Source organism: Pseudorhodoferax sp. Leaf274 (assembly GCF_001422445.1).
Lineage (GTDB): Bacteria > Pseudomonadota > Gammaproteobacteria > Burkholderiales > Burkholderiaceae_C > Pseudorhodoferax.
On sequence record NZ_LMNA01000001.1, the window covers coordinates 1 to 22,550 of the forward strand.

At 65.1% G+C, this 22,550-nt stretch carries 21 protein-coding genes; 9 read left to right on the forward strand and 12 right to left on the reverse strand.

What is annotated here, in order from left to right:
• Positions 1 to 41 precede the first annotated feature (41 nt).
• The 7 genes from ASF44_RS00005 to ASF44_RS00030 all read right to left on the reverse strand — a co-directional run bounded on the left by ASF44_RS00005 (position 42) and on the right by ASF44_RS00030 (position 6,158).
• Entirely contained in the window at positions 42 to 545 is a 504-nt protein-coding gene (locus ASF44_RS00005; RefSeq protein ID WP_056898110.1) for a hypothetical protein, read from the reverse strand.
• On the reverse strand, positions 542 to 2,221 hold the full coding sequence (locus tag ASF44_RS00010) for an IS66 family transposase (protein WP_235579074.1): 1,680 nt from the start codon (positions 2,219 to 2,221) through the stop codon (positions 542 to 544). Before ASF44_RS00010 ends, ASF44_RS00005 begins: the two co-directional genes overlap by 4 nt.
• Positions 2,222 to 2,293: 72 nt before the next feature.
• Complete coding sequence (gene tnpB / locus ASF44_RS00015; RefSeq protein WP_056897151.1) at positions 2,294 to 2,632, reverse strand: IS66 family insertion sequence element accessory protein TnpB; 339 nt, start codon at positions 2,630 to 2,632, stop codon at positions 2,294 to 2,296.
• The gene (locus ASF44_RS33185; protein WP_082524411.1) at positions 2,629 to 3,036 is read right to left on the reverse strand and encodes a transposase; all 408 of its coding nucleotides are present in this window, start codon (positions 3,034 to 3,036) and stop codon (positions 2,629 to 2,631) included. Before ASF44_RS33185 ends, tnpB begins: the two co-directional genes overlap by 4 nt.
• A 190-nt stretch (positions 3,037 to 3,226) precedes the next feature.
• Positions 3,227 to 3,976 carry an EamA family transporter gene (locus ASF44_RS00020; RefSeq protein ID WP_056897152.1) on the reverse strand — a complete coding sequence of 250 codons (750 nt, stop codon included), beginning with the start codon at positions 3,974 to 3,976 and terminating at the stop codon, positions 3,227 to 3,229.
• Positions 3,977 to 4,391: 415 nt separating this feature from the next.
• Positions 4,392 to 5,018, reverse strand: a complete 627-nt coding sequence (locus ASF44_RS00025) for a LysE family translocator (RefSeq protein WP_056897153.1) — start codon at positions 5,016 to 5,018, stop codon at positions 4,392 to 4,394.
• Positions 5,019 to 5,222: 204 nt separating this feature from the next.
• On the reverse strand, positions 5,223 to 6,158 hold the full coding sequence (locus ASF44_RS00030) for a LysR family transcriptional regulator (RefSeq protein WP_056897154.1): 936 nt from the start codon (positions 6,156 to 6,158) through the stop codon (positions 5,223 to 5,225).
• A gap of 87 nt (positions 6,159 to 6,245) precedes the next feature.
• On the opposite strand from ASF44_RS00030, the gene ASF44_RS00035 reads away from it, so the two are divergent.
• Positions 6,246 to 7,499 (forward strand): Zn-dependent hydrolase, encoded by a 1,254-nt coding sequence (locus ASF44_RS00035; RefSeq protein WP_056897155.1) that lies wholly within the window; start codon positions 6,246 to 6,248, stop codon positions 7,497 to 7,499.
• Between the two features lie 52 nt (positions 7,500 to 7,551).
• Here the strand turns inward: ASF44_RS00035 and ASF44_RS00040 are convergent, their stop codons facing one another.
• A complete protein-coding gene (locus ASF44_RS00040; RefSeq protein ID WP_056897156.1) occupies positions 7,552 to 8,172 on the reverse strand; it encodes a LysE/ArgO family amino acid transporter in 621 nt (206 codons plus the stop codon).
• Between the two features lie 190 nt (positions 8,173 to 8,362).
• Positions 8,363 to 9,310 carry a LysR substrate-binding domain-containing protein gene (locus tag ASF44_RS00045; protein ID WP_056897157.1) on the reverse strand — a complete coding sequence of 316 codons (948 nt, stop codon included), beginning with the start codon at positions 9,308 to 9,310 and terminating at the stop codon, positions 8,363 to 8,365.
• Positions 9,311 to 9,406: 96 nt separating this feature from the next.
• Here ASF44_RS00045 and ASF44_RS00050 point away from each other — a divergent pair, with 96 nt between their 5' ends.
• From ASF44_RS00050 to ASF44_RS00075, 6 genes are all read left to right on the forward strand, one after another.
• Complete coding sequence (locus ASF44_RS00050) at positions 9,407 to 10,162, forward strand: sulfite exporter TauE/SafE family protein (protein WP_056897158.1); 756 nt, start codon at positions 9,407 to 9,409, stop codon at positions 10,160 to 10,162.
• A 15-nt stretch (positions 10,163 to 10,177) separates the two neighbouring features.
• Positions 10,178 to 11,104, forward strand: coding sequence for a LysR family transcriptional regulator (locus ASF44_RS00055; RefSeq protein ID WP_056897159.1), 927 nt, complete (start codon positions 10,178 to 10,180; stop codon positions 11,102 to 11,104).
• 401 nt (positions 11,105 to 11,505) lie between these two features.
• Entirely contained in the window at positions 11,506 to 12,480 is a 975-nt protein-coding gene (locus ASF44_RS00060) for a tripartite tricarboxylate transporter substrate binding protein (protein ID WP_235579076.1), read from the forward strand.
• Between the two features lie 30 nt (positions 12,481 to 12,510).
• The gene (locus tag ASF44_RS00065) at positions 12,511 to 14,349 is read left to right on the forward strand and encodes a gamma-glutamyltransferase family protein (RefSeq protein WP_056897160.1); all 1,839 of its coding nucleotides are present in this window, start codon (positions 12,511 to 12,513) and stop codon (positions 14,347 to 14,349) included.
• Between the two features lie 98 nt (positions 14,350 to 14,447).
• Positions 14,448 to 14,912 carry a RidA family protein gene (locus tag ASF44_RS00070; RefSeq protein ID WP_056897161.1) on the forward strand — a complete coding sequence of 155 codons (465 nt, stop codon included), beginning with the start codon at positions 14,448 to 14,450 and terminating at the stop codon, positions 14,910 to 14,912.
• Entirely contained in the window at positions 14,909 to 15,553 is a 645-nt protein-coding gene (locus tag ASF44_RS00075) for a pyridoxamine 5'-phosphate oxidase family protein (RefSeq protein ID WP_235579077.1), read from the forward strand. Before ASF44_RS00070 ends, ASF44_RS00075 begins: the two co-directional genes overlap by 4 nt.
• 355 nt (positions 15,554 to 15,908) lie before the next feature.
• Here the strand turns inward: ASF44_RS00075 and ASF44_RS30725 are convergent, their stop codons facing one another.
• From ASF44_RS30725 to ASF44_RS00080, 3 genes are all read right to left on the reverse strand, one after another.
• Complete coding sequence (locus tag ASF44_RS30725) at positions 15,909 to 16,361, reverse strand: H-NS family nucleoid-associated regulatory protein (RefSeq protein ID WP_235579078.1); 453 nt, start codon at positions 16,359 to 16,361, stop codon at positions 15,909 to 15,911.
• A gap of 152 nt (positions 16,362 to 16,513) precedes the next feature.
• Positions 16,514 to 16,816, reverse strand: coding sequence for a hypothetical protein (locus ASF44_RS31400; RefSeq protein ID WP_156374289.1), 303 nt, complete (start codon positions 16,814 to 16,816; stop codon positions 16,514 to 16,516).
• Positions 16,800 to 17,819 (reverse strand): PRTRC system protein D, encoded by a 1,020-nt coding sequence (locus ASF44_RS00080; RefSeq protein WP_369820894.1) that lies wholly within the window; start codon positions 17,817 to 17,819, stop codon positions 16,800 to 16,802. Before ASF44_RS00080 ends, ASF44_RS31400 begins: the two co-directional genes overlap by 17 nt.
• 1,220 nt (positions 17,820 to 19,039) lie before the next feature.
• Between ASF44_RS00080 and ASF44_RS32655 the strand changes: the two genes are divergently transcribed.
• Both ASF44_RS32655 and ASF44_RS00095 read left to right on the forward strand, forming a co-directional pair.
• Positions 19,040 to 20,608 (forward strand): phage integrase N-terminal domain-containing protein, encoded by a 1,569-nt coding sequence (locus ASF44_RS32655; protein ID WP_082524532.1) that lies wholly within the window; start codon positions 19,040 to 19,042, stop codon positions 20,606 to 20,608.
• A 77-nt stretch (positions 20,609 to 20,685) separates the two neighbouring features.
• The gene (locus ASF44_RS00095) at positions 20,686 to 22,515 is read left to right on the forward strand and encodes an FAD/NAD(P)-binding protein (protein WP_082524414.1); all 1,830 of its coding nucleotides are present in this window, start codon (positions 20,686 to 20,688) and stop codon (positions 22,513 to 22,515) included.
• Positions 22,516 to 22,550: the final 35 nt, after the last annotated feature.

Here is a 22,550-nt window from a genome sequence, read left to right on the forward strand (position 1 = left end):
GTGAGCGTCCAGTCATCCCATCTTGACCGGCCGCACGCAGCTCATCTGGACTGCAGCTGCGCTCCGACGTAGGCCACGCACTCCACGAGGTTGAGGCAGGCCAGCAGCAGGTACTTCTCGGCGTCGGTTCTCACACGCAGCAGATCGTGCTCACCGAGGTAGCCGTACACGAACGCGAGCAGATAGCGCTCCGGGTGGTCGACGCAGAACTTCGTGATCATCTGCCCGACCAGGTCTGGCGGCACGCCTTCAGTGAACCTCATCGTCGCCGTCAGCCGCTGCAGGCAGATTTCCTGGACGTCTTCAGAGATCGTCGGCAAGGCCCGCCCGCAGTGCTTCATCGCCTGGAACGCGACCAGCAGGACGTGGATCGGCACCTCAAGCTGCAGCATGTCGACCCCGTAGCGAGGTAACACGAGGATGGAGGCGAGCAGGTTCGGCTGCCCGGCGTGGATTTCGTCGGCCAGTTCTACCTTGCGCTGCGCGCTCATGCGGTCGATGTCGATGTTCGCCCGCACCATCACAGCCTGCGTGAGCAAGGTCATGGCATCGCGCTGCACGCAGGCCGCCAGCGGTGCGGCAGCAAGTCCTCGATCCGACTGTTCAGCTGCGTGGGCAGGCGCTGCAGTACGTCGCGCAGATAGGCCCAGGGATCGTGCCCATTCATCCGCGCCGACTGCACCAGGCTCATCACGATGGCGGCCCTCTGGCCGGCCAGCTCGCTGCCCACGAACATCCATGCCCGGCGCCCCATGGCCCAGGGCTTGATCTGGCGCTCCAGGTGGTTGTTGTCGATGGCGACCGCGCCGTCATCCAGATGCCGCGTCAACGCGGTCCAGTGCCCCAGCGTGTAGTCGATGGCCTTGGCCGTCGGGCCGCCGTCGGCCACCAGCCGGCGCTCCAGTTGCAACCACTGCTGCAGCTCGTCCCATAGGGGCTTGGCGAGGCGCTGACGCTGCGCCCGGCGCTCCTCATCGCTGAGGTCCTTGAGCTCGGCCTCGACCCCATAGATGCGCGCGAAGCGGCGCACCGCCTCCAGACCCACCACGCTGGTGCCCTCGTGCGTCAACTCCTCGAAGTTGCGGCGTGCGTGCGCGACGCAGGCGGCGCCAACGCGGTTCGGGTACAGCCGTGGATCGACCACGGTCTCGTAGGCGCTGTAGCGGTCGGTCAGCAACGTGCCCGACCAGCACTCGCCGCGTCCCTGCTGACCTTCCAGGAACGCCAGCGGGTACTGCGCCCCACGTCCCGCGCAGAACTCGTAGATCACACCGGGCACCGCGTCGTGCCAGCTTCGGGCGTAGGCCCAGACGTAGGCTCTGCGCGTCTTGCCCGCGCCCGGGTCCAGCAAGGCCACCGGGGTCTCGTCGGCGTGCAGCACGGCGCAGCTGAGGATGAAGCGCCTGAGTGCATCGTGCAACGGCTCCAGCGCCGCGCCTGCCTGGCCGGCAATAGACGCCAGCGTGGAGCGCGGCGTGTGCACGCCACTGCGGGCGTTGACCGTCTCTTGCCGGTAGTACGGCATGTGGTCCACGAAGCGGCTGATCAGCGTGTGCGCGACGAAGCCACTTGCAGCGATGCCGCCTTCGATGACCTGTGCGACGCTGGGCACCTGGCGCAGTACCTGGCAGCAGCGGCAGGCCCACTTGCCGTAGATGTGGCGGTGCACGAAGAACTCGGCCGGCACGATGTCCAGCCGCTCGCTGACCTCCTCGCCGATGCGCGTCATTGGGCGTCCGCAGCCGGGCTCCTGGCAGTCGGTGTGCTCGGGCTCGTGGCGGTGCTCCACGCGGCGCAGGTGATCGGGGAACGGGTTGCGGCGCGGCTTGCGTGGGGGCGCCTTGGCCGGCGTGTCCAAGGCGGCCGCAGCGGCTGCCGCCGCAGCCTCCTGGCGCAGCCGCTCCAGCTGCTCGCGCAGGCCTGCCTCGTCCTCGGCCAACGTCTCCTCGAACAGGCGGCGCTGCTCGGCGTTCATGGCCTCGGACTTGGCGCCGAACTTCCAGCGCTTGAGCCTGGCCAGCTCGAAGGTGATCTTCTCGATCTTGGCCTCGCGCAGCGCGATCTCGCGATCCTTGCGCTGCAGTAGCGCATCGCGCTCGGCCAGTTGCTGCTCCTGGTCCTGCAGGCGCTGGAGTAGCTTGGCAACGAGCGCAGCGGCCTCAGCGGGCAGTCCCGACGGACCCACAGCAGGAAGATCACGCGCGCCAAGCATGCCTTGCATGGTGCCAGAGCGTGCCGATGCGAACATCGGCACATCCACTGTCAACGCGGGGAAGGCCGGTTGTGTCGGAGTTCAGGCTCGCGTGATGACGCTCAGCTCGGCAAGGCGCTGCCACGGCAGACCCAGCATCAGGGCATCGAACTGCGCCGTTGTGAGCGACAGCGTGGGCGTCGCGTTCGTCGTGCCTGGCCAGACGAATCGCCCGGCGTTGAGCCGGCGCGCCGCGCACCACACACCGAAGCCGTCGTGCACGAGCAGCTTGATGCGCGTGCCGCGGGCGTTGGCGAACAGGTAGCCATGGTGCGCCTGCGCTGCGCCGAAGACCTGCACCACACGCGCCAGCAGGCGCTCGGCTCCGGCGCGCATGTCGATGGGCTCTGCGGCCAGCCACATCGCGTCGATGCGGATCATCGAAGCAACTCGCGCATCCAGGCTGCGCACTCGGCTGCGGCACCTGCCGGCCAAGTCACCGTGACAGTCGTCGCGCCGCGCTGCAGTTCGATGCGGATGTCGGCCGCGACGGGTAACGCCGGTGTGGGAATCGACAACGGCAAGAACCTGGGCGTCGGCGTCGGCGTGGTCGCCGGGCAAGCCTTCTGGGGCTGGCTCGCAGTGCTGTCCCGCTCAATCTCCGGGCCGACCTCGGCTTCCTTGACCCATCGACGGACCAGGTTGGCATTGATCCCATTCGCCATCGCCACTGAAGCCGACGACACGCCAGGCTGGCAGCAGGCCGCCACGATATGCGCTTTGAACTCAGCGCTGTGAAGCCGCCGGCGACGCCGACCTTCACTGAGGGCTACGGTAGTGTCCATTTCTCCACCAAGAATTAGGTGGAGAAGAGCATCCTTCGCTTCTCACAGGAATCAAGGTGGGCAGACTGGACGCTCACGNCTCGGCGCGCTTGGCCGGGCCGAGGCCCCGACCTTCACTGAGGGCTACGGTAGTGTCCATTTCTCCACCAAGAATTAGGTGGAGAAGAGCATCCTTCGCTTCTCACAGGAATCAAGGTGGGCAGACTGGACGCTCACGATAGATGTACTCGGCCGCAACATAAGCTGTTCCAAGTATCGAGATGACCCACAAGCGCGTGAACAAGCCGCTAAGTGACACTTCACGATAGACCCAAGGAACCAGGATGAGTGCAATCACACCGCGCTGCACGGCCGACCATGCCTGCACGGCAGCCAGGTCCATCCCCAACCGGGCAACGACGTGCTTGTCATAAAGCGCTGTCGCCGAGGAGAGAATGGTTGCCCCGACCATGCACAGCACCCATCCGTTGCGGTGGAAACGGATGCCTTCCTTCTGTCCGATGAGCGAGAACAGGTAGTAGGCGACCATCGAGACCGCAAGCCCCGCCCACTGCCACCAGCCCAAGCTTTCACCCAGGAACACGATGGCGCCGATGGCAGTCCAAAGCGGACCCGAGGCTCGAACGCCTGCCGATATTGATAGCGGCAATGCCTTGATCGCGTAGTACGACAGAACCCAGTTTGCAACCATCATGGCCGACTTGAGCAGCAGGACGCAATGCTCGGTCCAGCGCAAGCTCGCTGGAAACAAGCCCAGCGGGCGCAGCACACTGGCGGCAGAGTTTGGCACTGCTAGCAGCGGCATCCAGAGCAAGGCGCCGACAGCCGACGAGAGGACGATGACGGCAAGAACGCTTCTGTCATGCAGCGCGAGCTTCGTCAGGAAGTCATAGGTACCGAGCAAAAGCCCGGCAAGCAGACCCAGTGCAACCCAGGTCATCGGATCCGGTGAATGTGGAGGACGAAAAAAGACGGGGATGCAAGGCGCAGCGGCACGCAGATCCTTCATGATGGCCAGAAACCATCTAGCTTAGGAGTGCGCCGACAGGCCATTCATGAGAGATCGACAAGGGTTGTTCGGTTCTCGCCAGCAATGCCCGCCAGTGCTCCTCGCTTGAGGCCAGCACCGGCACGCAGGATCCGTACGGAGCGTCGCAAACTGAAACCAAGTCACTAGCGACTGCGCGAGATCACAACGCAATGTTGCTGAGCATTGGCTCTTTCCACAGTCATGGCGTGTGGTGCCTGCAGGGACCGATCGATCTCCGGTTCACCAGTCGGCGCACTCCGAGCAAGGCATGCGGAACGTGTGTGGCCCTGTATCACGCCCCGCCCTCCAGCGAGAGCTGAGTTGCCTACTTGCCTGCCAGAAGTTTCACGCCGAAGAGAGCCAACAAGCCCCCAGTCACTCTGTCGATGGCCGGCTTCGCATCGCCGTACTTTCGCCTGGCGACTTCGGCTGAGAAGACACTCGCAATGAGCAGGTTCAAGGTGATCGAGATCATCGCCACCACCAGCACCGCGGCCGCTTTGGCCCACAGGGCCAGATCCGGCGTGAACAGCGTTGCAAACGCGCTGCTGAAGAAGACCAGCGTCTTGGGGTTCGTGAGGTTGGTCACCAAACCGTAGCGGTAGGCCTGCCATGTGCTTCGAACCACGAGGTCCGGTGCACGCCGAACCACAGGTCGATCTGCCGCGCGGAACATCTTGACGCCGATGTAGATCAGGTAGGTGCCGCCGACCACCCGCAGCGCTTGCTGGGCCCACTGATACTGCCCGATCACCACGCCCAGGCCCACTGCAGCGAGGCTGGCCCACAGCACGCTGGCAGTGGAAACACCGAGACCGACGCCAACAGCCTGGAGCCGGGACTGGCTGATTGCCGTCGCCGTGATCACCAAGAAGTTGGGGCCTGGACTGATTGCAAGCATCAGGTAGAGGCTTGCGATGCTTCCCAAGAAGATGAGTTCACTGGTCGCCATGAAAGTCCCAAGTTGTTCGAAGGAGTTTAGTCGGCGCTTCTCCTTCTCCGTGCTGCATGCCCAGTCCCGCGGTCATTGTTGATCGTCCACGCGTACTTGCGCAGGCTGTTGCCCCTGAAGAGAACGACGGGCGCGCCATCCTCCTGCCTCGCCAACCGGCGCTTGCGCGCTGCTGCAGGCCATGAGCCGGGCACTTCTGCTTCATCATGCCCCTGACGCGCGTGTCGCAGCCTCCCCCGCCTTCACGACGGCGTCGAAAACGGCCCGAAGCGCGTGGGTCATCGGCTTGTCGTTGCGCGCGAGGATGGCGAGCGTTCGGTACAGCCGCGGCGACAGCGTCTGCAGAGCAAGCTCTGCATCGTGTCCGCGGCCGGTGACCGCCATCCGCGGCACGATGGCACATCCCAAGCCGGCAGCCACCACCGCCTTGATCGCCTCCACACTGTCGAGCTCCATCACCGGCTGCGGCACTGGGCCTCGCTTGCGAAGCCATTGGTCGACGATGCCCTGGGTGGTGGTACCGCGACCAAACTTCACCAGCCGAAGCGTGCCCAAGGCTTCCTGGGTCAGTCGCTTTGGCCACGCGCACGTGTTCACACGTCCAATGGCAACGAACTCATCCTTGAAAATCGGTGTCGTCGACAGGGAACGTGAGGACACTGGCAGCGTGACCAAGGCCAGGTCCAGCGTGTTGGACTCGATTGCCCGAACGAGCTCCTCGGTGTTGCCCGTGCTGACCACTATGCGCAGTGCAGGGAATGCATCTCTCAGCTGCCGCAGAGCCTGTGGCAAAAGGTACAGACACGTCGTCACGCTCGCCCCCAGCCTTACGCACCCGTTGACACCCGATGCGTAAGGAGAAACCGCGCTGAGCGCCGCCTCGACGGCTGTGGCGATGCGGGGGACGTGCAGCATCAGTTCTGCACCCGCGGCCGTGGCGTTGACGCCGCGACCGACACGCTCCAGCAGCCGGACCGCGAGCCGCCTTTCCAACTGCCTGACCTGCATGCTGACCGCTGGCTGCGTCAGGCCGAGCTGCTCCGCCGCGGCCGAGAAGCTCCCGGTCTGCGCCACGAGAGAGAACGTCCGCAGTTGCTCCAGCTGAAGCGTGGACTCCAAAGAATTCTTGATGGATTGCATAAGAAACCAAATCTTCCCTTATGTCGATTCCTTCATCAACATGGCAGATCCCCACATGTTCGACTGTCGTCCCTACAACTGCATTCCATGCACAACGTTCCCCCCATCAACGCCGAACGTCTCTGGCATCGCCTGATGACGCTGTCCAGCTTCACCCGATCCGACGTCCCGTGGACGCGGCGCGCGTTCTCGACCGAGTTCTTGCAGGCGCGTGCATGGCTGCAGGCCGAGTTCGCAACCGCAGGATTGAAGGTCGCACTGGACGCTGGAGGCAACCTGACAGGTCGTTGCGAGGGCACGCAGGCGGCGCTCCAGCCCCTGGTGACGGGGTCGCATTGCGACACCGTTGCCGGAGGCGGTCGCTTCGACGGAATCCTGGGCGTGATCGCCGGCCTGGAAGTCATGCAGTCGCTGCGTGAAGCCGGTTGCAGGCTGCGCCACCCCGTGGAGCTGATCGACTTCCTTTCCGAAGAGCCAAGCGACTTTGGCATCTCGTGCGTTGGCAGTCGCGCGTTCTCGGGACAGCTCGACCCCAGCATGCTGACAACAACCGACGGCGCGGGCGAAACCCTGGCCGATGCGATGCTGCGCATTGGCGCGCGGCCGCAGGCACTTGTCCAGGAGCGGCGAGGCCCCGGTGACATCGCCGCCTTCGTCGAGTTGCACATCGAACAGGGGCCCGTGCTGGAACACGAACGCCTCCCGATCGGGGTGGTGAGCCACATCGTGGGAATTCGACGCGTGGAGCTGACGGTCACCGGCCAACCGGACCATGCCGGCACCACGCCGATGGACATGCGGCGCGACGCGCTCTTGGGCGCTGCCCTTCTGATCGCGGCGGCACAGCGCCAGGCCAGTGCAATGAATGGTGGACCACACTATCTGGTCGCGACCATTGGTCGCCTTGGGTTGACGCCCAACGCCGCGAACGCGGTGCCCGGCACGGTCGTGATGACGCTGGAAGTGCGCAGCGATTGCGAGAGGGTCTTGCTGGACTTTCCGGAACGCCTGTTGACATCGTGCCGCAACGAACTCGATGCGCTGCGCGTGCATGCCAGTGCCGCGCCGCTCACGACCACGCGACCCACGCGCTGCGCGCCATTGGTGATGGAGGCGATCGAGCGGGCATCGGATCGGCTTGGACTGGCACACCGCCGGCTGCCGAGCGGCGCGGGCCACGACGCCATGTACCTGGCATCCACCGGGCCGATGGGAATGATCTTCGTCCCTTGCCGCGGCGGGCGCAGCCACTGCCCGGAAGAGTGGATCGCACCCGATCAGGCCGCCGCAGGTGCTCGGGTGCTGGCCGCAACCATCCTGGAACTGGATGACGCATGCTAGGTCGACAACTGCAAGGACCGCTTCCGCTCCCTGGGCTCGCCTCGCTGCGGCGCTACGCCAGGCCCAGAGCCATCCAGGCCGCCATCCCCAGCATCGCCAGCGCAACACCGAGATCCAACAGCCGCCAGTTCCGGGGGTTGCCCATCCAGCGTCGCGCATGGCGGGCGCCAGTGACCCATGCCGTGAACCACACCAGCGAAGCACCCACCGCGCCTGCGGCATAGCCGAGCCGCAAACCAGCAGGCAAGGCGGCGCCGACCGTTCCGATCACCAGCACGGTGTCGAGCCAGGCAGCGGGGTTCAACAAGGAGACGAGCAGAAGCTGGCGCAGGCCCCGGGAACTGGAAACCCCGGCCGGCGCCACAACGGCCAGCACGGTTGGGCTGACTACCAGCGCACTGCGGGCGGCCTGCGCCCCGTGCAGCAGCAACAGCGCGATGCCAAGAAGCTGTGCTGCGAGCTGCAACCCGGGTGCAGCGTGCAAGGCCGCGGACAGGCCAAGGATGCCCAGCGCAATCAATACCAAGTCGCTACCCGTGCCGATGCCGACCAGCTGCACGGGGGAACGCCCGGACAAGGCCTCGCGGAGGATCAGAACATCCTTGGGACCGGGGCACACGAACATGCCTAGTCCGAGGACAAAGCCTTGCAGCAATGCAGAGAGGTCGATCATGTCGGTGCGCTACCGACAACCTCTCAAGCTGGACCGGATTCAACGGGATAGGCAGCAATCATAAGCCGCCCGACAACGCACGCGAGGCTCTGCGCCTGTGCAACGCATTGCACCGTCACGCACGCCAGACCTTTGAGGGCCGGTCTGGCTCCGATCCGGCCACAGGATCCGCTGCGCCCGGGTGGGTTCCTCATCGGCCCTGTTCGCACACTTCGCGCAGCGCCTGCGCGAACATCGCATCGGCCTCGCGCAGCGATTCCTCCGCGCGGCGGAACAGCGTGACGGGCGGCAGCGTCCACCCGAAGCGATGGGCCACCACGCCCACCCCGGTGAGCCGTGCCAGTTCTTCCGCAATGTCGGCCGGCACGATGGACACCGCCCTTTCGTTGGCCGCGATCAGCTCGCCGATCACCTTGGCCGACAGGCTCTCCACGATGGGCGCGGGCGGTGCAACGCCGGCGCGCAGGAAGAAGTCGGTGATCTGCTCGCGCATCGGCGTGTTGCGCTGGCCGAGCACCCAGTCCAGCTGCGCCAGTTCGGGCCAGGACAGCGGCTTGCGCCCCAGTCGCGCCGCCAGGCGCCGGTGCGCGACCAGGCGCGGCTCCTGCTCGTAGAGCACCTCGTGCACCAGGCCATCCATCGCCAGCACGGCCGAGGTGCGCCCGATCACACAGTCCAGCTCGTGGCTGCGCAGCCGCGCAAGCAGATGGTCGCTTGTGCCTTCGTGGATCGTAACGGTGATCCCCCGGTCCTGGGGCCGCGTGTGGCCGATCGCAGCGGCCAGCAAGCGGCCCGGAATGAACGGGATGACCCCCACCTGCAGATGGGCCACGCGACCTGCGCCCGCCGCCTCCATGTCGCGCACCCAGTGGCCCAGGTCCTGCAGCATCGCCCGGGCGCGCTTCAGTGCCACCTCGCCCAGGGCGGTCGCGGTCATGCCCCGCGTCGAGCGCGTGAACAGTGGCGCACCGAACATGGCCTCCAGCTCGGCCAAGGCATGCGTCACAGCCGGCTGGCTGGTCGACATGTGTTCGGCCACCCGCGTGAGCGAGCCATGCTGCGCAATCAGGCACAGCAGCGACAGGTGGCGCATCTTCAGCCTGGAAGCCAGGCGGGCCTGAAGCTCATCTGCGGACATCAGTGATGCATGAGGAAATCATGATGCCCCAATACTAAAACCGAATGATCGCCTTATGCCTTCTCTTCACAATCCAGAGAAGGAAGGACAAGAGGCATGGATTCGATCTATCTCGTCGTGGCGCTGGGCGCCGTGGTCGCAGGCTTCGTGCAGGGCCTGTCAGACTTCGCGTTCGGGTTGGTCGCCATGTCCTTGTGGGCCTGGACGCTGGAGCCCCGGCTTGCCGCCGTGCTGGCGGTGTTCGGTGCGCTGACGGGTCAGGTCATCGCCGCCGTCTCGGTGCGGCGCGGCTTCGATGCGCAGCGGCTGCTGCCGTTTGTGCTGGGCGGCCTGCTGGGCGTGCCGTTGGGGGTGCTGCTGCTGCCACGCCTGGATGTGGAATGGTTCAAGGTGGTGCTGGGTACTTTGCTGGTGCTGTGGTGCCCCGCGATGCTGATGGCCAAGAACCTGCCGCGCATCACGCGCGGCGGCCGGCTGGCAGACGGCGCCGTGGGCCTGGCCGGTGGCGTGATGGGCGGCATCGGCGGCTTCACCGGCACGCTACCCACGCTGTGGTGCACATTGCGCGGTTTCGACAAGGATGCACAGCGCGCAGTGATCCAGAACTTCAACCTGTCGATGCTGGCGGTGACGATGAGCACCTACGTCGCCACCGGCCTCGTCACCCGAAAGATGCTGCCGCTGTTCGCCATCGTGGCGCCCGCGATGCTCGTGCCTACATTGCTGGGCGCGAGGCTCTACATCGGTATCAGCGAAGCCCGGTTCCGGCAGATCGTCCTGGGACTGCTGACGATGTCCGGCATCGTCCTGCTGGCATCGGCGTTGCCGCGACTCGCGACCCGATGGGCTTGAGCGCCTGGGGCTGCGATGGGACGCACCGTTCTGGAAGGCATCACGCTCCAGCAATTGCGGGCGCTCGCGGCCGTGGCGGAGTCCGGCAGCTTCACACGCGCTGCCGATGCATTGAAGATGACGCAGCCGGCCATCAGCCATCTGGTCAAGCGCATGGAGGACGAACTGGGCCAGCCACTGCTGTCACGCGGCAGGAAGCTGGCACTGACGGCGGCAGGCCGCCTGATGGTGGACACGGCCATTCGCACGGTGCGTCTGGTCGATGAATCCGTGGAAGCCTGCCTCTCCAGTTCGCAACTGCGCGAAGGCCGCGTGGTGCTTGCGGTGGCGCACCTGACGGCCGCTGCATTGCTCCCCCCGCTGCTGCGTCGCTTCCAGGGCGAGCACCCGCAGCTCGTGGTCACGCTGCTCGACAGCACCGCCGAGCAGATGAAACAGCGGCTGGCATCGCAGGAAGCGGATCTGGCTTTCGGCGCCGACATCGGACAGAAGCGTTCCGAGTTTGCGGTAGAGCAGCTGTTCCTCGAGCCGATGGGCCTGTTCGTACGCTGCGACCATGTGCTGGCTTCCCACGCCAGCGTCGATGCGCGACACCTGGGTGATCTGCCGTTCATCCATGTCAACCCGGAAGCCAACGTTTGGCGCACGGTGAGCCGTCAGCTCCTGCAGACAGCCAACGTCTACCCGCATGTGGTCCACCACGTCTCGCTGCTCTCGACAGCTTTCGGGCTGATCCAGGCGGGAGTGGGCGTGGCGCTGTTGCCGCGCTACGTCCAGGCGCTGATGCCCAGCGATCTGCGCTGCACACCCGTGTCGCAGCCGGTGGTCGAGTGGCCCGTTGTCGCAGTCCGGCTGGCGAAGACGCCGCTCAGCCCTGCGGCCATGGCGTTCCTGGCCATGGCACGCCAGCACATGCGCTCGGAGCACGGCCGGCGCGGCTGACCCCCGGTCTGGCGTGCCAGCGCACCGCCGCCAGAGCGCGCTCTCCACTGTCGCGACGCAACAGCTCGGCCAGCCCAGCGCCTCGGCACGGCGCAGACGGGCGCCTATCGCGCAAGGTTCGCGCACGCCTCTGCGCGCCGACCGGCGATGGATAAACGCATTTGATGTCTGAATAAACCAGATGAACTGTTCCTGTGCGTGGGCAATTTTTTAACATGGATCCATCGCGCAGTTGAACCATGGCAACCACCGCCCAAAAGGCGGTTCGAACGCGGCACAGGTCATGCATCACGACACCTTCCTAAGGTGGTCGGTGGAGGAAGACATCGCCAGAAGACGCCAGACCTCCTCGCATTCGAGAAGGTCGGCGTTCGAGCCCTGCAACCCGCTTTGGAATGTCCATGAAACTCATCTCGAACCTGCTCGCCATCGCGCTGCTCCTGCCCCTGACGCAAGTCTGGGCCGTGGACAGCGGCTACCCCAGCAAACCTGTCACGCTGATCGTTCCCCTTGCCGCAGGCAGCACGAACGACGTGCTCGCGCGTGCCATCCAGCCCGAACTGGGCAGAAGGCTGGGACAGCCTGTCGTGGTGGAGAACAAGACCGGAGCCGGCGGCCAGATCGGCATGCAGGCGGTCGCACGTGCCGCGCCCGACGGCTACACCCTGATCCTTGCCGCTTCGAACACCTGGGCCATCAACGTCGGGCTGTTCAAGAAACTGTCCTATGACCCGATCAAGGACTTCACACCAGTGGCTTACCTGGCCACCGCTTCCAACGCGCTGATCGTCAGGGGCGACAGTCCCTGGAACAGCGTCAAGGACATGGTGGACGCGCTGCGTGCACAGCCTGGGAGGTTCAACTTCTCGAGCGGAGGCAACGGAACCTCGCAGCACCTGGGCGGAGAACTCCTCAAGGCAATCACGAACACGCATGCCGTCCATATTCCGTTCGGCGGCGCCCCGCAGGGCGTGACCGCGGTGACGGCGGGTCAAGTCGATTTCGGCTTCTACAACACCCCGAGCGTGCTGCCGCTGGTTCAGGACGGCCGCCTCAAGGCGCTGGCCGTCACCTCGCGCGATCGGTCGGTGCTGCTGCCGGGCGTACCCACGATGGCCGAAGCAGGTTTCAAGGACTACCAGATGGGCGTCGCCATCGGCGTGCTCGCACCGGCCGGCACGCCGCCACCGGTGATCGCCAAGCTCCATGCGGCACTCGAAGCCATCGTCGCGGACCGCGACTTTCGCGCCCGCCTTGAAAGCAGAGGCTACGACACGTTCAAGAGCATGACACCCGGTCAGCTTGGCTCATTTATCCAGCAGGAGATCGCTTGGTGGAGTCCTCTCGTCAAACGCTCCGGCGCATCCATCGACTGATCTTCTGCTTTCATCCAACGAGAAATCCACATGTCTGAGTTCACCACGAGACCGGAGATCACCGGCACCTTCGGCGTCGCATCATCCACGCACTGGCTTGCGTCGCAGACGGCGATGGGTGTTTTGGAACGCGGTGGCAACGCCTTCGATGCGGCTGTCGCCGGAGGCTTCGTGCTGCAGGTGGCCGAGCCGCACCTGAACGGTCCGGGCGGCGAGGTCCCGCTGCTGATCTGGAGCGAGCGGGAGCAGTGTGCCAGCGTGCTGTGCGGCCAGGGGCCTGCGCCTGCGCTCGCATCGCCCGCGCAGTTCCGGGCGTTGGGTGTGGAGCAGGTGCCCGGCATCGGGCTGTTGCCAGCAACCGTCCCCGGTGCCTTCGGCGCCTGGCTCACGATGCTGCGCGACCACGGTACATGGACGCTTGCACAGGTGCTGCAGCCGGCGATCCGCTACGCGCGCGATGGCCTGCCTTTGGTCGCCCGGGGCGTGCAGGCCATCCTCGCCGTCGAGCAGCTCTTCCGCAGCGAGTGGCACAGCTCGGCCAGGGTGTGGCTGCCGGGCGGGCAGGTGCCACAGCCTGGCGCGCTGTTCTCCAACCCGGCGGTCGCCGCCACCTACGAGCGCATCCTGGCCGAAGCCGAAGCACAAGGTCGCGGCACCAGGGAGCGCGAGATAGATGCCGCACTCGACGTCTGGTACCGCGGCTTCGTGGCGCGGGAGATCGATGCGTTTTACACACACGAGGCTGTCATGGACACGACGGGTCGCCGCAACACGGGCCTGCTGCGCTACGCCGACATGGCGCAGTGGCAGCCGACCTATGAGGCGCCGGCCACCACCGACTTCGGGCGCTACACGGTGGCCAAGTGCGGTGCCTGGTCGCAAGGCCCGGTGTTCCTGCAGCAGATGGCGATGCTGCGGCATGCCGACCTCGGCAAAACAGGCAGCAACGCCCCTGCATTCGTGCACGCCGTCGTGGAGTCCGCCAAGCTTGCGCTCGCCGATCGCCTGGCCTGGTACGGCGACCCGCGCGTCGCAGACGTGCCGCTGCAGGCCTTGCTTTCAGACGACTACGCCCGCCAGCGGCTTGCGCTTGTGACAGCACAGGCATCGACCCAACTGCGGCCCGGCGCGCCCGGCGGACGCGTACCACGGCTTCCCGATCTCGGCGTGGCCGATCGCACCCTGGCCGTGTCCGAGACCCGCTTCGGCATCGGCGAGCCCACCTTTGCAGCGCTGCCCCCGGTGGGTGAATGGATCGCGCGTGAAGTCTTCGTGGGCGACACCTGCCACCTCAGCGTCATCGACCGCCAGGGCAACATGGTCGCGGCCACACCGTCCGGTGGCTGGCTTTCGTCGAGCCCGGTCATCCCCGCGCTGGGCTTCTCGCTCAACACGCGCCTGCAGATGACGTGGCTGGACGATGGCGTGCCGGGGCAACTGCAGCCCGGCAAACGGCCGTCCACCACGCTTTCACCGGGCATGGTGCTCCGCGACGGCAAGCCGTACATGGTGTTCGGCACGCCCGGCGGCGACCAGCAGGACCAATGGACCGTGACCTTCCTGCTGCGCCACATACTGTTCGGGCTGAACCTCCAGGAAGCCATCGATGCGCCGTCCTGGCACGTGGACCATTCACCGGCGTCGTTCTGGCCACGCTCGGTCAAGCTCAACGAATTGGCCGTGGAGTCCAGACTGGGCGCCGAGACCATTGCCGCACTGCGCGCTGCCGGTCACAACGTGAAGGTCGGCGAAGCCTGGTCGGAAGGTCGCATTTCCGCATGCACACAGCAGCTCGATGGAACGGGGCGTCGCGTGCTGCGCGCCGCCGCCAACCCGCGAGGCATGCAGGGCTATGCCGTCGGCAGGTAAGCCCACGACACCGCCAACCGGACAGCTGTTCGCTTCCCCTGCTCCGCTGCCACCTCCAATACCTCAACCACCCTTTGACATTCACACCACTACCCACCATGTCGATAGAAGAACGCATCGCCCGCGCGGGCATCGAGATCCCCCACCTGGACATTCCGGCGGCCGCCTACAGGCCATATGTGTTGCACGGCGGTCTACTTGCGATTTCAGGACAGCTGCCACTGCACCAGGCGAAACCAACTGCGACTGGCGCTGTGCCGAGCATGGTGTCGGTGGCCGAGGCCAAGCACGCAGCGCGGCAATGTGCCATCAACGTATTGGCCTGGGCACGTCACGCATGTCAAGGCGATTGGGACCGCATCGAGCGGGTCTTGCGCGTCGGGGGATACGTGGTCACGTCCGAGGGCTACTTCAATGCACCCGAGATCATCAACGCCGCGTCCGAACTGATCACAGAGGTTCTCGGCGAGCGAGGTACGCATGCCCGCGTCGCGATGGGCGTGGCCAGCCTGCCCATGAATGTCTCCGTTGAGGTCGAGGCCATGCTGGCGGTACGCGCATGAGCCATCAAACTCCGCCTGATGGTGCGGCTGCACCCGCATTCCTGAACAACACCATGCGCCGCACGGATTTGGCCTGGTCGGACTGGCCAGCGATCCGCGCATTCCTGCGTGACGAGATGATCTGCCGCGTCGCGATCCATGACGACCCGTTTCCTTACGTGGTAGCCCAAAGCTTCACGTTCCTCGAGGATCGCTTCCTGATCCACTGCTCCAGGTTTGGGAAGATGGCAGAACTGCTGCGCGCCAATCCGAATGTGACCATCGAGGTGGACCGGCCGGTCGCTTTGCTGAAGGCCCCCAAGGGACAGAACACCAGCCTGGAGTATTACAGCGTCATCGCGCGCTGCGAGCTGAGGACGAAGCAACAGATCGATGAGATTCGTCCGCACCAGTACCTTGCACTCGACAAGTTTCGCCCCGAGAAGGACTACACGCCGCTGGAGGATGGCGCGCTGCAGCAGATCGTCGCATTCGAAGGCCAGGTCAAGCACATGTCGGCGAAGAAGCGGATCCTGTCGGACGGCCAGTATTCGCCGCCGGGGCAACCTCGCGCGCCTTACCTGCGCTACGCCTTTGCCGAGGGAGCCGTCATGTCCGCCCTGCCTGATGACGCTTTCGACCGGGATCGCTTCAAGAAGTGACAGCGATGCGCAACCATGTACATGCCGCAAACAAGACTCGCAGGTGATTGGAGCCACCTATCTGCATCCGACTTGTCGCCGCATCCGGCCGCAAGGAGGCCCTGCGTCTGCGAACAGTTGGAAGCCCGGAACCTGCCTGTGACCAGAGATTCGTCCTCGCCGGCTCCAGCCGATCGGAGCGTTGGCGGCGTCAGACAGCTACGGGCACGAATCCAAGCAAGGCGATTCGGCGACCGGCGACCATTTGAAAGGTCGTGGTCCTCGGTCTCGATGGATACCAAATGCCCTGGGCGCAGAGGCGTTGCTCGAGGACGTCCTCGTAGAAGCTTAACCCCGCACCCTCATGATGGTGCCGTCAGGCCTTCAGCTCATCAAGCGTCTTCCCACCGGCCAGTGCCTCGGTAAACCATCGTGGCTTCGGGCCGAATCCCGACCAGCTGTTGCCGGCATCATCCTTGAATTTGATACCTCCCGCTCCAGCGCGAGTCTTCTTGGCTGGCGCGGCAGCTGCTGAAGAAACTTCTGCCGGATCACCGATGGCCTGGTCGGAGGTTCCCTTGGCGGGTCGACCTGCCTTGGGCGACTTGCCACGTTTCCCCGCCGGCCCTTGTGCACCGAGACCGAGTTCGGCGGCCGTCAGGCTGTAATAGGCGATCGCCTCCTTGATCCTTTCGACGACCCCGGCCTTCTCGCTGGCGATGATCGAAGCAGCGCGCTCTTTGAGTTTTGCGATCTCCTGATCGATCTCTTTGAGGGTCTGCGTGGGTTCGACCATCGAAGGCTTGGCGGAAGTGCGGCGGTTCTTCATAGGCGTGAATCCAGTAGCGAGTGAGGCACCCAGTCTAATGGACGACGAGGTCGGTGGTGCCATGGACACTGACCGGCCCGTGCGACTCCTGCTGAAGTGCCACCTCTTCATCGGCCAATGAGTGCCAGGCGAAGCAGAATATCCCGTCAAACTCACGAGACCAGTGGTGGCTCGAACAGGGCACGCGTCACCGCCGGTGGGACTTTCGCAAGCTCGCCCCGCTCGACCGGCTCCTTCTCGGCAGTTGCCACACCGACAGAGGCCACCGCAACCAGCCCCAGGTTCGTTGCAAGTCCATCGTGCGCAAGCGTTCGCAGGCGGGCCACCCTCCTTCGCCCCTTCGCCAGAGCTGCCAGCGCGTCGTACAACAAGGGATCATCACTTCTGCAAACATCCAACGTCACGCGGATCCGCTCGGCGTTGCCCTGGCCCGACCCATCACTGCTGCGAAGCATCGCGTCGGCTTTCCTGAGACTCAGCTTCCACCAGGTTGCTCCCAGCGATCTGGAAGCCTTTCACGTTCGCATACAAGGGCTCCCTGACCACCTGGATCTTGTGGTTCGGGAACGCCGCCTTGATGGCATCCTTGAACATGAAGGCGCCTCCACCGACGAGGATCACGTTCTGGATGCTGTAGTCCTCGGTGACCCACTCCATCATCGACGAGACAGCCCGACGCGCGACTGCCCGTGCGGTCGGAAGGATGGGCGTGAGGTCGAACGGCTTCTGGTAGATCAACAGCGACTTGCCGGTACGCAACGCCGTGTCGATCGCGGGCAGGTCGCTATACGGTCGTCCGATCTCGCTGCTGATCTCCTGCGCAATGGTCTTGAGCACGTCGGACATTCCCCGGTTCACGGAGTTGCTGACCTTCATGACCAGGCGCATTCCGCGCGACAGCAGCCAGTCGAAAGTGCGCGAGCCCGGATCGACGATGAGACTCTGCTCATGCTCGATGGTCCGTTGCTTGTGGTACGCGGCGGTGTAGTACACGAGAGCGCCTTGCGGCTGTGCGAGTGCGATCGCCCTCTTCACCTCTACCGTCTTGCCACCGCCAAGCTCGTGTACGCCAGTCATCAACCGCTCCAGGAATGCCTTGCGGGCCTGGAACGAAGAGACCGGCAGACCCACCACAAGCAGATCGATCACATCGGCCTTCATGTAGCTCAGTGCCCCACGGGCCAGCGCCAGATACTCCGGGGTCTCTACGTACTGGTCATGGAGTTGGGTCGCCCGGAAGTTGTCCGCCGCCAGATGGACGTCCGGACCGACCTCGTAGTACAGGCCGTCGATCGGAATGGCCACGGTCCTTCGACGTTCCGCCGAGGGCCGGCTGAATGGATCTTTCGCACTGGTGTAAGCCAGTGAGGGGAAGCACGCGCACCTGATTTCGTTCTCCGAATGCCCCACCACGTACTTCGTGTTTCCGAAACCCACATCGATGGATCTGACGACCATGCTCACGGCGATCTCCTTGTTCAGGACCTGATGTGGAGAGAGTCCGTGACGGCGCCGAGAGATGCAACGGCGAAGACTACCGAAGTTCGCGGCCATTTCGGGAGCAGGTCACATGGTGTACGCCAGCGTTCGTCCGCTGCGGACGAGAAACCGGCGAACGCGGCGCTGCAGTTCGAGAGACGTCTTGGCCAAGCTGTCCACGCCAATGACCTTGGACGGCGCTGCTGTAGTTCAAGAACCCTCCAACCCACGCCCCGGACGGCCGTGTGCTGCGTGGCCACTTCAACATGGCTTCGAATGCATCGATCGGATCAGGAAGTTCCACCCGGCTTCACAACAGCCTCGTCTAGGTCGCATCTACAACCAGAGGCCGATTGGTCAACTGTCAACCCCCTCTCAGGCATGGTAGCCAAACATGAGGATGAGGCCTAGAGCGCGCGTGTAGCAAGGCTGCGCCGCCACACCGAAAGCCCCGCATGCGTCTTGACGCCATATTCCAGGCGTAGTCCACTCAAGTCTCCCGAAGGCTCCTGGCCTTGGCTCCCGTCGGTGGAGCCCACTCAGGCGTTGCGGTCGTTACCCGCCCTTCAAGTCCCGGCCCTGAGCCGTGTTGAGCACTGCCATCGAGCAGTGCTCAGGAGAGTTCATTCGTAGTGAATGCCTGCGACTACCAGCCCACGCGGCTGGGCGATCTTCCAGGTCGTGCGCAGTGCACGCAGAGCCAATTGCAGGGCACGCGATGCCCATGCCAATGTTCCCGCCACCCTTCGAGCACGCCCTATGCGCGGTACACGGTTGTGTTTGCCCTGTCGGGCTCCACGTGTGCCTCCGCTCGGACATCTGACGCTCCCTGGCCACGGTCAGGGGAGCTACCCGGCAGATGGGTGGCGCTACGAAACAAGCACTGATCCTGCAGATGTGCCCCGGCGAGACCGAGGCGCAGCGCACAGACCCCAGAGGCTGTGGCGCACCAACCCTGTCCGGTGCGGAAACGTACCAACAGGACGGATCAAACCGTTTTCATTTTTAAGAACGACCGAGCCGTCGCGATGCGCCGGCAATTCCGGGTGGGCACCGTGCGATGTGGCCGCGCACGGTAAGCGCTTGAAACGGCTGCAGCCGAAGCTGGCAAGGGAACCGCCAGCCCTGGTATGTCCAAAGGTGCCCACCCCGCAACCACTGCGCAGTCGGGAACTGCGCCGCCGAACATGGAGTTCAAGATGCCTTCCATCTTCCACATGGCCTCTGCCACCAAGTCCCGCCCAGCCACCAAGCGCTCCATTGCGGCAGACCGGCCCAGCTCACGCCGCGCGGCCTGGGCAGGCTTGAGCGCCATCGACATCCTCAGGCGCCATCCCCCTGGCTCCATGGCACCGGAGCGCGTGCTGGAGATGCTGCTGGACTTGTTCAACGGGCAGCACACCGCCAAGCACAAAAGCGTGTCCCACAAGACGCGGCACGACCGCGCAGTATTCCTGCGCCGCTTCCTGCGAGAACTGCGAAGCAAGGGTGGTTTCGCCACTCTTCCCGATCCGCGCAACATCGGCGGTCGGCACATCCAGGCCACCGTGGACCTGTGGCGCAAGGACGGTCTGGCGGCAGCCACCATCCAGACTTACTTCAGCTTCCTGCGCGGCCTGGCCCAATGGGTTGGCAAGCCCGGCATGGTGCTACAGCCGGCCGCGTACGGGCTGGCTCCGCAGCAGTACCAGCGCCGGGAGACCGCGCAGCGGGACCGGACCTGGACCGGAGCGGGCATCGACATCGACCCGCTGATCGATGAGGTCTGCGCCCGCGATCAGCATGTGGGGGCGGCGCTGCGCTTGATCCGCGCGTTCGGGCTGCGCCGCAAGGAAGCAGTGATGATGCGCCCGCACGCCTGTGTCGTGCCGTTCGAAGCCACTGGGTTGCCCCTGGATCGCAAGAAGGCGGACACCTACCTGCGCCGCCACACCGAAACCACCGACCTTCTGGTCACCGGCGGCGATCCGCTCGTGATGAATGCGCGCTCGCTGGCCGAGTACCTCGATCCCGTGCTGGCACCAGACCTGGCCCACGTGCAGAGCATCCGCATCGGCACCAAGTCTGTCGCCTACTGGCCACAGCGCTTCGTCTCGGATAAAGACGCCGACGAACTGCTGCGCCTGTTCGAGCGCACCGTCGCCGCAGGCCGCAACCTGGCGCTGATGGCGCACTACAGCCATCCCCGTGAGCTGCAGCAGCCGGTCGCGCAGCAAGCCCTTCGCCGCATCATCGCCACGGGGGCGACGGTGCGCATCCAGGCGCCACTCATCCGCCATGTCAACGAGGACCCTGCGTGCTGGTCGGAGTTGTGGACCACCGGAGTCCGCCTGGGAGCAACGCCCTACTACATGTTCGTCGAGCGTGACACCGGGCCGAGCAGCTACTTCAAGCTACCGCTCGTAAAAGCCTACGAGGTGTTCCAGCAAGCCTACCGCTCGGTGTCGGGACTGGCGCGCACGGTCCGCGGGCCCTCCATGAGCGCCTTCCCGGGCAAGGTCATGGTGGATGGCATCGTCGAGTTGGGCGGCGAGAAGCTCCTTGCCCTCCAGTTCCTGCAGGCACGCAACCCGCTCTGGGTGCGCCGCCCCTTCTACGCCAAGTTCGATGCCGGCGCGAGCTGGCTGGACGAACTGCGCCCCGCCTTCGGCGAGCAATTCTTCTTCGAGCAGGAAATGCAAGCGGAGTTGCCCGACGTCGCCCAGCCCATCGCGTTCCACACGAGCACGCGGTCGGCCCACAGCGCAACCGACCGGCATCCCTGCTGACGTCAGTCGCCACCGATCACCCCGCACGGCGCAACGACCGACGCCGCACACCATCGGCCGCACCGCAGGAGCCAAGCATGGATGCAACAAGAATCGCCATTGTCGGCCTCGGGCCGCGCGGCCTCACGGTCCTGGAGCGCGTGCTGGAGCACGCGCATCGCCTGCCTGTCGGTACCCGCGTGCAGATCGACGTCTACGACGACGGCGATGCAGGAGAGGGTTGCCATCGCGCCCGACAGCCGGCGCATCTGCTGATCAACACGGTGGCATCCCAGGTCACCATCTTCCCGCCGGCCAGCCTGGCTGGAGGCGATGGCGGAATCTCCCTCGTCGACTGGGCCCATGCCGCGGGCTACCGCCGACACGGCGATCGGTTCTTGCGCGACGCCACGAGGCATGGCAACCCCATCACGCAGGACGACCACCTGCCCCGCGCCATGCTCGGGGAGTATCTCGGGTGGGCCTATCGGCGCGTCGTGGACATGCTGCCGCACCATGTGACGGTGGACCATCACCGCCAACGCGTGATCGACCTGCTCTCTAAGGGCGCCGCCTACGAAGTCTGCACGCTCGATGGCCAGGCGCGCGGAGCGGACTACGTGTTCCTGACAACCGGCCATGGCAGACGGAACCCCACCGGGCAGGACCGCGCATTCGACCGCTTCGTGGCCGACCACTTCCAGCGCAATCCGCGCCTGGCCTACTTCGCCTCCCCCTATCCGATCGAGACGCTGGACGCCATCGACCCTGGGGCCACCGTCGCCATCCAGGGTCTGGGCCTGACATCCCATGACGTCGTGTCAGCGCTCACCCTCGGTCGGGGTGGGCGTTACATCCAGGACCAGGGGCGCCTGCGTTACCAGCCGTCCGGCCATGAGCCGCGCATGCTGCTCTTCTCCCGCAAGAGCCTTCCGTTCGCCGCTCGTGGCATCAACCAGAAAGGTTTGACCGGTCGCCACCAAGCCAGGATCTTCACTGTCGAGGCCGTCAACCTCAAACGGCAAGCGAGGCTCGCGGCCACGGGCGATTCGCGCATCGACTTCCAGGCGGACGTGTTGCCGCTCGTCCTCTCGGAAATGGCCTGCGCTTACCGCAATGCCAGCAAGCGATCGCCCTGCACGGGCGGCGACTTGGCGACGACGGAAGACGAGCGTCTTGCCATCGAGGCCATCCTCTGGCCGCTCAGACAACGCCGCTTCAACTCCTTCCAGCAGTTCCACGACTTCGTCCACGCCCTGATCGAGAGCGACCTCTTGGAGGCCGAAAAAGGCAACCAGTCCAGCCCGATCAAGGCAGCCACGGACGTGTTGCGCGACACGCGCGAGGCCCTGCGTGCGGCCGTCGAATACGCTGGCCTGACGCCGGCATCGCACCGCTTTTTCTTGGAAGACTTCAATGCAGCGGCCAACCGGGTCTCGTTCGGGCCACCACGGCAGCGCAATGCGGAGTACCTGGCGCTGCGCAGGGCCGGCCTGATCGACATCACTGGCGGTCCAGGTGCCGGCGTGGTGGGCGACACCCAAATGGCGCGCTTCAGGATCGACGCAAGCTACCCCGAAAGCGATCACAGCACCGCGGCCGATGTGCTGGTGGTGGCCCGCCTGGATGCCTACTCGCCGCTCACCGACGCATCGTCCCTGACCCGCAATCTGCTGGACCACGGCATCATCCGGTCTTTCTGCAACGGCAACTACCACCCCTGCGGCATCGACATCGACAGAGAGATGCATCCCATCGATGCCAGCGGCAGAAGCCGCGCGAACATCTGGGTTCTGGGGTATCCGGCGGAAGGCGCGCACTTCTACACCCATGCGCTGCCGCGGCCCCAAATTCTTTCGCGCCAGACGATGGATGCGCAGCATTGCGTGCTGGAGATGTTCGCTGCTATTGCCGAACGTGCGTCCTAGGGATCCGGATGAGGACGTAGGCCGGGGATCACACG

Coding starts and splice junctions, on each gene's coding strand:
- ASF44_RS00005 (WP_056898110.1), bottom strand. CDS start 545: ATGACCTTGCTCACGCAGGCTGTGATGGTGCGGGCGAACATCGACATC.
- ASF44_RS00010 (WP_235579074.1), bottom strand. CDS start 2,221: ATGCAAGGCATGCTTGGCGCGCGTGATCTTCCTGCTGTGGGTCCGTCG.
- tnpB (WP_056897151.1), bottom strand. CDS start 2,632: ATGATCCGCATCGACGCGATGTGGCTGGCCGCAGAGCCCATCGACATG.
- ASF44_RS33185 (WP_082524411.1), bottom strand. CDS start 3,036: ATGGACACTACCGTAGCCCTCAGTGAAGGTCGGCGTCGCCGGCGGCTT.
- ASF44_RS00020 (WP_056897152.1), bottom strand. CDS start 3,976: ATGACCTGGGTTGCACTGGGTCTGCTTGCCGGGCTTTTGCTCGGTACC.
- ASF44_RS00025 (WP_056897153.1), bottom strand. CDS start 5,018: ATGGCGACCAGTGAACTCATCTTCTTGGGAAGCATCGCAAGCCTCTAC.
- ASF44_RS00030 (WP_056897154.1), bottom strand. CDS start 6,158: ATGCAATCCATCAAGAATTCTTTGGAGTCCACGCTTCAGCTGGAGCAA.
- ASF44_RS00035 (WP_056897155.1), top strand. CDS start 6,246: ATGCACAACGTTCCCCCCATCAACGCCGAACGTCTCTGGCATCGCCTG.
- ASF44_RS00040 (WP_056897156.1), bottom strand. CDS start 8,172: ATGATCGACCTCTCTGCATTGCTGCAAGGCTTTGTCCTCGGACTAGGC.
- ASF44_RS00045 (WP_056897157.1), bottom strand. CDS start 9,310: ATGTCCGCAGATGAGCTTCAGGCCCGCCTGGCTTCCAGGCTGAAGATG.
- ASF44_RS00050 (WP_056897158.1), top strand. CDS start 9,407: ATGGATTCGATCTATCTCGTCGTGGCGCTGGGCGCCGTGGTCGCAGGC.
- ASF44_RS00055 (WP_056897159.1), top strand. CDS start 10,178: ATGGGACGCACCGTTCTGGAAGGCATCACGCTCCAGCAATTGCGGGCG.
- ASF44_RS00060 (WP_235579076.1), top strand. CDS start 11,506: ATGAAACTCATCTCGAACCTGCTCGCCATCGCGCTGCTCCTGCCCCTG.
- ASF44_RS00065 (WP_056897160.1), top strand. CDS start 12,511: ATGTCTGAGTTCACCACGAGACCGGAGATCACCGGCACCTTCGGCGTC.
- ASF44_RS00070 (WP_056897161.1), top strand. CDS start 14,448: ATGTCGATAGAAGAACGCATCGCCCGCGCGGGCATCGAGATCCCCCAC.
- ASF44_RS00075 (WP_235579077.1), top strand. CDS start 14,909: ATGAGCCATCAAACTCCGCCTGATGGTGCGGCTGCACCCGCATTCCTG.
- ASF44_RS30725 (WP_235579078.1), bottom strand. CDS start 16,361: ATGAAGAACCGCCGCACTTCCGCCAAGCCTTCGATGGTCGAACCCACG.
- ASF44_RS31400 (WP_156374289.1), bottom strand. CDS start 16,816: ATGCTTCGCAGCAGTGATGGGTCGGGCCAGGGCAACGCCGAGCGGATC.
- ASF44_RS00080 (WP_369820894.1), bottom strand. CDS start 17,819: ATGGTCGTCAGATCCATCGATGTGGGTTTCGGAAACACGAAGTACGTG.
- ASF44_RS32655 (WP_082524532.1), top strand. CDS start 19,040: ATGCCTTCCATCTTCCACATGGCCTCTGCCACCAAGTCCCGCCCAGCC.
- ASF44_RS00095 (WP_082524414.1), top strand. CDS start 20,686: ATGGATGCAACAAGAATCGCCATTGTCGGCCTCGGGCCGCGCGGCCTC.